General features: G+C 75.4%; 3 protein-coding genes. 2 read left to right on the top strand and 1 reads right to left on the bottom strand.

The annotated features are described in order from the left end of the window. A partial coding sequence (locus A9X01_RS30655) for a hypothetical protein (RefSeq protein ID WP_065122759.1) occupies positions 1-8,351 on the top strand: 8,351 nt, incomplete at its 5' end. 22 nt (positions 8,352-8,373) lie between these two features. Here the strand turns inward: A9X01_RS30655 and A9X01_RS22035 are convergent. Continuing rightward, the gene (locus A9X01_RS22035) at positions 8,374-9,372 is read right to left on the bottom strand and encodes a MaoC family dehydratase (RefSeq protein ID WP_065122758.1); all 999 of its coding nucleotides are present in this window, start codon (positions 9,370-9,372) and stop codon (positions 8,374-8,376) included. A gap of 159 nt (positions 9,373-9,531) precedes the next feature. Here A9X01_RS22035 and A9X01_RS22030 point away from each other — a divergent pair, with 159 nt between their 5' ends. Beyond that, positions 9,532-10,659, top strand: a complete 1,128-nt coding sequence (locus A9X01_RS22030) for an acyl-CoA dehydrogenase family protein (protein ID WP_253849292.1) — start codon at positions 9,532-9,534, stop codon at positions 10,657-10,659. Positions 10,660-10,674 lie beyond the last annotated feature (15 nt).

Raw genomic sequence — 10,674 nt, 5'->3', positions numbered from 1 at the left:
CCGGTGGCACCGGCGGAGCGGGCGGTGCCGGTGGCAAGGGCGCCGGCAACGCGAGCTTCAAAGGCGGCACCGGTGGTAACGGCGGCGCCGGCGGCATCGGCGGCAACGGCGGCAGCGGCATCGACGGCGGCAACGGCATCGCCACCACCGGGGTCGGCGGCTCCGGCATCGCCGGCGGCAACGCCGGCAACGGTGGCACCGGCGGTGGCGGCGGCGCCGGTGGCGCCGCGGGCGCGTCGAACGGTAGTGCCGGGGCCGGGACCGCCGGCAATGGGGGCGCGGCCGGCAAGGGCGGCAATGCAGGCTCCGCCGGCAACGGCGGGGCCGGCGCGGCGGGCGCGAACGGCACCTCAGGTATCAACAACGGCGCGGGTTACGACGGCGGTGCCGGCGGTGCCGGCGGTAAGGGCGGCAACGGCGGGGCGGGTGGCGCCGGCGGCGCGGCCGGCACCGGCAGCGGAGGCAGCGCAGGCGCCAACGGCGCCGGCGGCAATGCCAGCAACGGCGGCGTCGGGGGCGCCGCTGGATCCGGCGGCACCGGGATCACCGGCGCCAACGGCGTCAGCGATCAGAACCTCTACAACAACGGTGTCGGCGGCGGCCAGGCCGGTGGCGCTGGCGGCAATGGCGGTACCGGCGGCGCCGGGGGCGCCGGGGGCACGGGCGGCGCTTCCGGCGGGTCTGGCGCCAGTGCGGGCAGCAATGGCACCGGTGGCGTCGGTGGCAAGGGCGGCAACGCGGGCACGCCCGGCAGCGGCGGTAACGGCGCGGCCGGCACCAGCACCAACATCAACGGTGGTGCGGGCGGCAACGGCGGCAACGCGGGTGCGGTCGGCAAGGGCGGCGCCGGTGGCGCCAACGGCGGTGGCGGCACCGCAGCCAAGGGCGCCGACGGCGCCGGGATCACCGGCATCGTCGGCAACGGCGGCAACGGCGGCAGTGGCTTCAACCCGCAGGTCGCCGGCGGTAATGGCGGCAACGGTGGCGCCGGCGGTGACGGCGGCAACTACGGCAACGGCGGTAACGGCGGTAACGGTGGTAATGGCGTGGCCGGCGCCGACGGCGCGGCGGGAGCCACATCCGGCGCCAACGGCGGCACCGCGCAGGCCGGTGGCTCCGGTGGTGACGGCGGCCGCGGCGGCAAGGCCGGCGTCAACGCCGGTAACGGCGGCAATGGCGGCGCCGGTGGCACCGGTGGCAGCGGCGGCAACGGCGGATCCGGCGCCAACGGCGCGGTCGGCGAGGCGGGCAAGGACACCTACGGCAACGGTGTCGGGGCCGGCCAGAGCGGCGGCAGCGGTGGCAACGGCGCCAATGGCGGCAGCGGCGGCAACGGCGGGGTCGGCGGCTCATCCACCAAGGGCATCGCCGGCCAGTCCGGCCTGGGCGGCGCCGCGGGTAACGGCGGTAACGCCGGGATCGGCGGCAACGGCGGCGGCGGCGCACACGGCACGGCCACCAGCGTCAACGGCGGCGCCGGTGGTAGCGGCGGCAACGCGGGCACCGTCGGCGCCGGCGGCGAGGGTGGCAGCAACGGCAACGGCGTCGGCTTCGGCAAATACGGCACCGACGGCGCACTGCCCACCACGCCGAGCGGCAACGGCGGCGACGGCGGCGACGGGTTCACCTCCACGACCCCGGGTGCCAACGGTGGCGACGGCGGGGCCGGCGGCAAGGGCGGAAACTACGGCAGCGGCGGCAACGGGGGCGATGGCGGTAACGGCGTCGGTGGCGCGCGCGGTGCGGATGGCGTCAGCGACGGTGACAACGGCGGCACCGGAGGCGCCGGTGGCCACGGCGGCAAGGGCGGCGCCGGTGGCGCTGCGGGGGCGAAGCTGGGTGACGGCGGCGCCGGCGGTTCCGGCGGGATCGGCGGCGACGGCGGTGCCGGGGGCACGGGCCACAACGGCGGCAACGGCGTGTCCGGTTCGAACAACTATGGCACCGGGATCGGCGGCGGCCAGAACGGCGGCAACGGCGGCAGCGGTGGCGTCGGCGGCAACGGCGGCGCCGGCGGCGCCGGCGGCAGCGCCGGCCTGTACGGCACCGCGGGCACCGTCGGCAACGGCGGCAACGCCGGAAACGGTGGCGCCGCAGGCGCTTCCGGCAGCGGCGGCAACGGCGCGGCCGGCACTTCCACCCACACCGCCGGCGGCAACGGTGGCAACGGCGGCAACGCGGGCAGCGGCGGCGCCGGCGGCACCGGCGGCCTCGACGGCGGCGGCGACCCGAGCGACGCCGTCGGCGCCGCAGGCGCGGCCTTCACCGGCAAGTCCGGTAACGGCGGCAACGGCGGGGTCGGCTACAGCTGGGAACCCAATGCGACCGACGCCAACGGCAACGGCCTAGCCGGCGGCGCGGGCGGTAAAGGCGGCAGCGGCGGTACCAACGGCAACGGTGGTAACGGTGGCGCCGGCGGTAACGGGTCCAGCGGTGTCAACGGCACCAACGACGGCAACTCCGGTGCGTCGGGCAGCAATGGCGGCAACGGTGGAGCCGGTGGTCAGGGCGGCGCCGGCGGGGCCGGCGGCACGGTCGTAGGTGATGGCGGCGCCGGTGGCAAGGGCGGCAACGCAGGTAACGGCGGCAACGGCGGCAACGGCGTGCACGGTCACGACGGGGTGCCCAACAGCGACAACTACGGCAACGGCATCGGCGGCGGGCAGGACGGCGGCCGGGGCGGTAACGGCGGCACCGGCGCTAACGGCGGCGCCGGCGGCGCCGGCGGCACCGCCACCAACGGTGTCAGCGGTGCCGGTGCGGCCGGCGGCAACGCCGGCAATGGCGGCAACGGCGGCGTCCAGGGCAACGGCGGCAACGGGGCTGCGGGCACCGTGTCCAACCCCGACGGCGGCGCGGGTGGCAAGGGCGGTGACCCGGGCACCGGCGCGAGTGGCGGTACCGGCGGTAGCGGCGGCGCCAACGGCAACGGCTCGGGCGCCGGCGCGAAGGGCAGCAACGGCAGCGCCGGCAGCACGCCCACCGGCGTCGGCGGTAACGGCGGTAACGGCGGCGACGGGTACAACGGCACCGTGCCCGGCCAGAACGGCGGCAAGGGCGGCGCCGGCGGCGACGGCGGCCTGTACGGCGACGGCGGCACGGGCGGTAACGGCGGCAACGGTGCGACCGGAGCGACCGGCAGCACCGGCACAACCCCTGGCGCCAACGGCGGTACCGGGCAGAACGGCGGTAACGGTGGTGACGGCGGCGCAGGTGGCAAGAGCGGCACCCTCAACGGTCACGGCGGGGCCGGCGGTAACGCCGGTAGCGGCGCCACCGGCGGCGCCGGCGGCAACGGTGCCCCCGACCCGAACGGCGTCGGCCCGAACGGTGGCAAGGGCGGCAACGGCGGGACCGGCGGTGGCGGCGGCAACGCCGGGGCCGGCGGCAAGGGCGGCGACGGCTACCTCGGCGGCGGCGACGGCGGCAAGGGCGGCAACTCCGGCACCGGCGGTAGCGGCGGCGCCGGCGCCACCGGACTGAACGGCACGGGCAGCAACGGCAGCAACGGCGCCGACTCCACGGCCATGACGGGTAACGGCGGCAACGGCGGCAACGCATTCGGCATCCCCGGCGCCGGCCAGACCGGTTACGCCGGCGGCAACGGCGGTGACGCCGGTCAGTACGGCAACGGCGGTAACGGCGGCAACGGATACACCGGTGGCACCGGCATTACCGGCAGCACCGGCGGCCCGGGACAGGACGGCGGCGTCGGTGGCACCGGCGGCAACGGTGGCGCGGCCGGCAACGGCGGCAACGGTGGCACAGTGGCCGGCAACAGCGGAAACGGCGGCAAGGGTGGCGACGGCGGCACCGGCGGCGTGGGTGGCAAGGGTGGCACCGGTGACTTCAGCGTCAACGGCGGCAAGGGCGGCAACGCCGGAAATGGCGGCACGGGCGGCCAGGGGGCCAACGGCGGTAACGCCGGAACCGTCACCAACGGCACCGTCGGCGACGGTGGCGACGCTGGTAACGGCGGTAACGGCGGGGTGAGCGGCGTCGGTGGCACGGGCGCGGCCGGCACCGCGGCCAACCCCAACGGCGGCACCGGCGGCAACGGCGCAAACCCCGGTGGCGGCGGCAATGGCGGCACCGGTGGCGCCGGGTCCAACACTGGCGCGCCCGGCACCAACGGCACGAGCCCCACCACCATCTCCGGTAACGGCGGCACCGGCGGAGCCGGCTGGAACTCCAACGACCCGACCAAGGCCGGCGGCAACGGCGGCGTCGGCGGCAACGCCGGGCAGTACGGCACCGGCGGCACCGGCGGTAAGGGTGGCAACGGCGCGACCGGCAACGCCGGGTCCGCCGGCGGCACCAGCGCCGACGGCACCCCGGGCGGCAACGGCAGCTCGGCCGGCAGCGGCGGTCAGGGCGGTCTGGGCGGCACCTCCGGTGGTAACGGTGGTGACGGCGGCGCCGCGGGCAACGGCGGCAACGGCGGTACCGGCGGCAACGGCGGTAATGGCCTCAACGGCGGCGACGGCGGCAAGGGCGGCGGCGGCGGCAACGGCGGCGCGGGCGGCACCGGCGGGAATGGGGGCAAGGCGATCGTGCCTGGCTACCAGGACGGCAACGGTGGAGCGGGCGGCAACGGCGGCAGTGACGGCGTCGGCGGAAACGGCGGCAACGGCGGCAACGGCACCGCCGCCAACCCCAACGGCGGCAAGGGCGGCGACGGCGGCAGCCTCGGTTCCGGCGGCGCGAAGGGCTTGGGCGGCACCGGCTTCCAAAACGGCGCCAACGGCACCGACGGCGGTGTGCCCAGCGGCGTGACCGGCGGCAACGGCGGCAACGGCGGCAACGGTTTCAGCTACAACCCGGTCACGGACCCGGGCAAGTCCGGCGGTAACGGCGGCGCCGGCGGCAACGCCGGGCCGATCGGTAACGGCGGCAACGGCGGATCGGGCGGCAACGGCACAGCCGGTACCAACGGCGTCAACGGGACCAAGGCCGGCGACTCCGGCACCAACGGCATTGCCGGCGGATCGGGAGGCAACGGCGGCGCCGGCGGCGCCAGCGGTTCGATCTCGGGTAACGCCGGTAACGGTGGTAACGCCGGCAACGGCGCCACTGGTGGCAAGGGCGGCAACGGTGTCAGTGGGAAGGCCGGTCTGCCCGGGGTGAACAACGGCGCCGGCCAGAACGGCGGCAACGGTGGTGACGGCGGCAACGGCGGCTCGGGTGGCAACGGTGGTGCCGCGGGTGCCCTGAACAACGGCACCGGAAACGCGGGAACCACCGGCACGGCCGGCAACGGCGCCAATGGCGGCAAGGCCGGCACCCCCGGCAACGGCGGCACCGGCGCAGCGGGCACCGTCGGGAACCCGAACGGCGGTAACGGCGGCAACGGCGGTAACGCCGGCAAGGCCGGTATCGGCGGCGCGGCCGGTACCGGCAGCGGCACACCCACCAGCGGCACCAACGGCGCGTCCGTTGTCGCCCCGGCCGGCAACGGCGGCCAGGGCGGCGCCGGTTACAACCCGCTCACCAAGGGTGCCAGCGGCGGTAACGGCGGCAACGGCGGCGACGGCGGCAACATCGGCAATGGCGGCAACGGCGGCGCGGGCGGCAACGGCGTGAACAACCTGTCCGGCGCCAATGGCACCAAGGCCGGCGACTCCGGCGTCGACGGTCGTGCCGGCGGTAACGGCGGCAACGGCGGCGCCGGCGGTAAGGGCGGCTTGACCTCCGGCAACGGCGGCCAGGGTGGCGCCGGCGGTAACGGCGCCGACGGCAGCGCCGGCGGCAATGGCGTGACCGGCGGCAACGGTGTCACCGACGTCGACCGGTACGGCACCGGAGTCGGCTCGGGCCAGAACGGTGGCAATGGCGGGGCCGGCGGCAACGGCGGCAACGGCGGCAACGGCGGCGCCGGCGGACAGGCGCAGGGCGTCGGTAACAACGGCGTCGACGGGGTCGCCGGCAACGGCGGCAACGGGGGCAAGGCCGGGACTCCGGGCGACGGCGGCAACGGCGTCGACGGCACGGCCACCAACCCCAACGGCGGTAACGGCGGCGCCGGCGGCAACGAGACCGCAGGCAAGGGTGGCACCGGCGGCACCTCCAACACCCAGGCCGGCACTCCCGGCAAGGACGGCGCGATCGTCGGCAGCGCGGTGGGCAACGGCGGCAACGGCGGCAACGGTTACAACCAGACGGCCGCCAACCCCGGCACCGCCGGCGGCAACGGCGGCAACGGTGGCAACGCGGGCAGCCACGGCAACGGTGGCAACGCGGGCAACGGCGGCAACGGCTCAGCCGGCACGGCCGGCAATGCCGGATCCGGCGCGGGCGCCAGCGGCACCGACGGCATGGCCGGCGGGGCGGGTGGCAATGGGGGCACCGGCGGCAATGGCGGCTCGGTCAGCGGCAACGCCGGCAAGGGTGGCAACGGCGGCGTCGGCGCCACCGGCGGCGACGGCGGCGCGGGCGTGAACGGCGCGGCCGGAGTGGCAGGCACCAACAACGGCGCCGGCCAGAACGGCGGCAACGGCGGTACCGGCGGCGCCGGCGGCAACGGCGGCAACGCCGGACTGGGCGGCAAAGCCCTCGGCGTCGGTACCAACGGCACCGACGGCAACGGCGGCAACGCGGGTAACGGCGGCAAGGCCGGCACCCCAGGCGACGGCGGCGCGGGCGCCGCAGGAACCGCGACCAACCCGAACGGCGGCAGGGGCGGCGACGGCGGCAACGCGATCGTCGGCAAGGGCGGCACGGGTGGCAGCAACAGCGGCGGCACCGGGACCACCGGCAGCAACGGCACCGACGGCGCCGGCTTTGCCACCGCTGTCGGCAACGGCGGCACCGGCGGGGCGGGCTTCAACTCCACCACCGTCGGCGTCGACGGCGGCAACGGCGGCGCCGGCGGCAACGGCGGCACCTACGGCAACGGCGGCAACGGCGGCAAGGGCGGCAACGGCATCGCCGGCACTGCCGGATCCACCTCGGCCACGTCCGGCAGCACCGGCGGCAACGGTGTGGCCGGCAGCAACGGCGGGGCCGGCGGCAACGGCGGTAACGGCGGCGCGATCTCCGGCAACGCCGGCAGCGGGGCGGCCGGTGGCAACGGCGGGGCCGGCGGCAACGGCGGCAACGGCGCAACCGGTGGCAACGGGTTGGCCAACAGCAACACCTACGGCACCGGTATCGGCGGCGCCCAGCACGGCGGCAACGGCGGCAACGGCGGCAACGGTGGCAAGGGCGGCGACGGCGGCACCGCCGGGACGGTGCTGGGCACCGGCAACGCGGGCAGCAACGGCGCCGGCGGCAGCGGTGGCAAAGGCGGCAACGCCGGAACACCCGGCAGCGGCGGCACCGGCGCGAACGCCACCAACGCCACCAACCCCAACGGCGGCAACGGCGGCAACGGCGGCAACGCCGGGACGGTCGGCATCGGCGGGGCCGCGGGCACCGGCGGCACCGGAACCGCTGGCGCCAACGGCACGGCCGTCACCGGTCCGGCCGGCAACGGCGGAGCGGGCGGCAACGGCTTCAGCTCCGTGACTCCAGGCGTCAACGGCGGCGACGGCGGTACCGGCGGCAACGGTGGCTCGATCGGCAACGGCGGCAACGGCGGCAACGGCGGCAGCGGTGCCGCAGGCGGCACCGGTCAGGCCGGCAGCACCGGCGGCAACGGCGGCGTCGGCGGGCTGGGCGGCTCGATCTCCGGTAACGGCGGTACCGGCGGCAACGGCGGTCAGGGCGGTACCGGCGGCGCCGGCAGCAACGGCGCGCCCGGGAACATCGACGTCAACGCGGGTGCCGGCGGCACCGGCGGTGACGGCGGGACTGGCGGGAACGGCGGAACGGCGGGAGCCGGCGGCGCCGCCCTGGGTACGGGTAACGGCGGCGCCGGAGGCACCGGCGGCAACGGCGGCACCGGCGGCGCACCCGGCACCGGCGGCAACGGCGCAACCGGCACCGACACGGTTCCAGACGGTGGCGCCGGCGGTGACAGCGGCACCGGCGGCGACGGCGGTACCGGTGGGGCCGGCGGCAACGGCGGCGGCGCCGTCTCCGGCAAGGGCGGCAACGCCGGCAGCGGCGGCACGGGTGGTAGCGGCGGCAGCGCCGTCAGCGGCCAAACCGGTGGAGTCGGCGGGAACGCCGGCGCCGGCACCAACGGCAACGGCGGCGACGGCGGCAAGGGGCCCAGCGGCGGCGACGGCGGCGCCGGCGGCGCGGCGGGCACCCCCGGTTCGGGCGCCGGCGGCAGCGGCAACATTGGCAGCACCGGGACGGGCGGCAGCGGTGGTACCGCCGGCAACGGCGGCGCCCCGGGTACCGGATCGGGGACCGGCAGCGGCGGCACCGTCGGAGCTCCGGGCACCCCGGGCGCCGCCGGTTAGACGGGCGGGCTGGACCGGGACGTCAGAACTGCAGCGCGCTGAAGCGCCAGTCCAAGACCTGCCGGTCCGGCTCGCCAACCGCGTAGACCAGCGAGCGCAGGCCCAGCACACCCCCGTGCTCGCGCGGCTCGGCGGATTCGACGTGCAGCTCGCTGTAGAGGGTGTCACCCTCGCGCACCGGGCCGGTGTGGTCGCAGGACTGCCAGCCCAGCACCGTCACCAGGTTCGGCAACAGCCGGTTGGCTTGCGCGAACGCCAGGCCGATGGTGTGGCCGCCATACACCAGCCGCTGCCCGCCGGCCCGCCAATCATGGTGTGTGGCAGCAATGTTGAAGGTCAGCCGGGCCAGCTCCGGGGCGCTGGTCACCACGTCGCCGGTACTGTGCAGCACCGCACCGGCCAGCTCCGGGTCGAAGTGTGGACCGGACACCCGGGCACGGAAGGCATCGGCGTCCCACGCCTGCGTCGGGTCGAGGACCGGGTCCGTCGCGTCCGCACCGATGGCGGACAGGTCGTCGGCCGGTCCCGAGCCGGCCCACTGCGGGCTGGTGGGCAGCATCGCGCAGCGGTAGAAGTCCAGCACCAACTGATCGGCCTGGTCGATGGTCGTCATGCGCAGCGCCGCCAGGCCCGTCGGCGGGCGGTCGGGCTTGACCGAGTTGGCCCGCAGCCCCACCACTTCGGTGCGGGTGTACAGGGTGTCGCTGAGCACCGGGAAGCGGTGAAACCGCAACCCGCGGTAGAACAGATTCGCCTTGACCCGCTGGGTGGCCAGCGTTGACTGCCCGATCGCCACATCGCACACCAGGCCGGGGTGCGCCAGCGCACCGGTGGCGCCGGCGACCGCGCCGCACAGCCCGGCGTCCAGCGACAGCCGCAACCGGTTGCCCACGATCGCCTGATGGGCGGCGGCCAGCCCGGCACTCAGGGTGACCGACGGCGCCCAGTCGAACACCTGGCCCGGCGACAGGTCGTCGAAGTAGGGGCCACCCGCCCGGATGTCCCGGTACCCGTTAGTCACAAGGGCTCATGCTGGCAGGCTGTCCAACCGAGGGTCAAACACCCATACAGCCGAGAGTGAAAGCCCCGACGCGACACGCCGGTCCCGCGTCGCCAGACTCACTCTCGACCAACGGAAAGGGGGCCGACGGTGAGCACTGAACTGGACGACGTCGAAGCGATGCTGGTCGCCACCGTGCGGGCGTTCATCGATCGCGACGTCAAGCCGACCGTGCGCGAAATCGAGCACGCCAACACCTATCCCGAGGCGTGGATCGAACAGATGAAGCGCATCGGCATCTACGGCCTGGCCATCGACGAGGAGTACGGCGGGTCACCGGTCTCGATGCCCTGCTATGTCCAGGTGACCCAGGAACTCGCGCGCGGCTGGATGAGCCTGGCCGGGGCGATGGGCGGCCACACCGTGGTTGCCAAGCTGCTGACGCTGTTCGGCACCGAGGAGCAGAAGCGGACGTATCTGCCGCCGATGGCCACCGGCGAGTTGCGGGCCACCATGGCGCTCACCGAGCCCGGTGGCGGCTCGGACCTGCAGAACATGACCACCACCGCACTACCGGATGGACCGGATACGTTGGTGGTCAACGGGTCCAAGACGTGGATCAGCAACGCGCGGCGTTCCGGTCTGATCGCACTGCTCGCCAAGACCGACCCCGGCGCCACGCCCCGGCACAAGGGCATCTCGGTGCTGCTGGTCGAGCACGGCCCTGGTTTGACGGTGTCGCGGGACCTGCCGAAGTTGGGCTATAAGGGCGTCGAGTCCTGCGAGCTCTCATTCGACGGCTTCCGGGTACCGGGCTCCGCCGTGCTGGGCGGCCAGATGGGCCAGGGCTTTTCGCAGATGATGAAGGGTCTCGAGACGGGGCGGATTCAGGTCGCGGCCCGGGCGCTCGGAGTGGCCACCGCGGCCCTCGAGGACGCCCTGGAGTACGCGCAGCAACGCGAGAGTTTCGGCAAGCCCATCTGGCAGCATCAGGCCGTCGGCAACTACTTGGCCGACATGGCAACAAAACTCACCGCCGCGCGCCAGCTCACTCGGTATGCCGCCGAACGCTACGACAGCGGCCAGCGCTGTGACATGGAGGCCGGGATGGCCAAGCTGTTCGCCTCCGAGGTCGCGATGGAAATCGCCCTGAACGCGGTGCGCATCCACGGCGGCTATGGCTACTCCACCGAGTACGACGTGGAGCGCTATTTCCGCGACGCGCCGTTGATGATCGTCGGCGAGGGCACCAATGAGATTCAGCGCAACGTGATTGCCTCGCAATTGGTGTCACGCGGCGGGATCTGAGTCCGGGATCGGCCA

Source organism: Mycobacterium asiaticum (genome assembly GCF_001668675.1).
GTDB lineage: Bacteria > Actinomycetota > Actinomycetes > Mycobacteriales > Mycobacteriaceae > Mycobacterium > Mycobacterium asiaticum_D.
The sequence above is the reverse complement of the archived record's forward strand: the minus strand, read 5'-3'. Positions and strand labels throughout refer to the sequence as shown.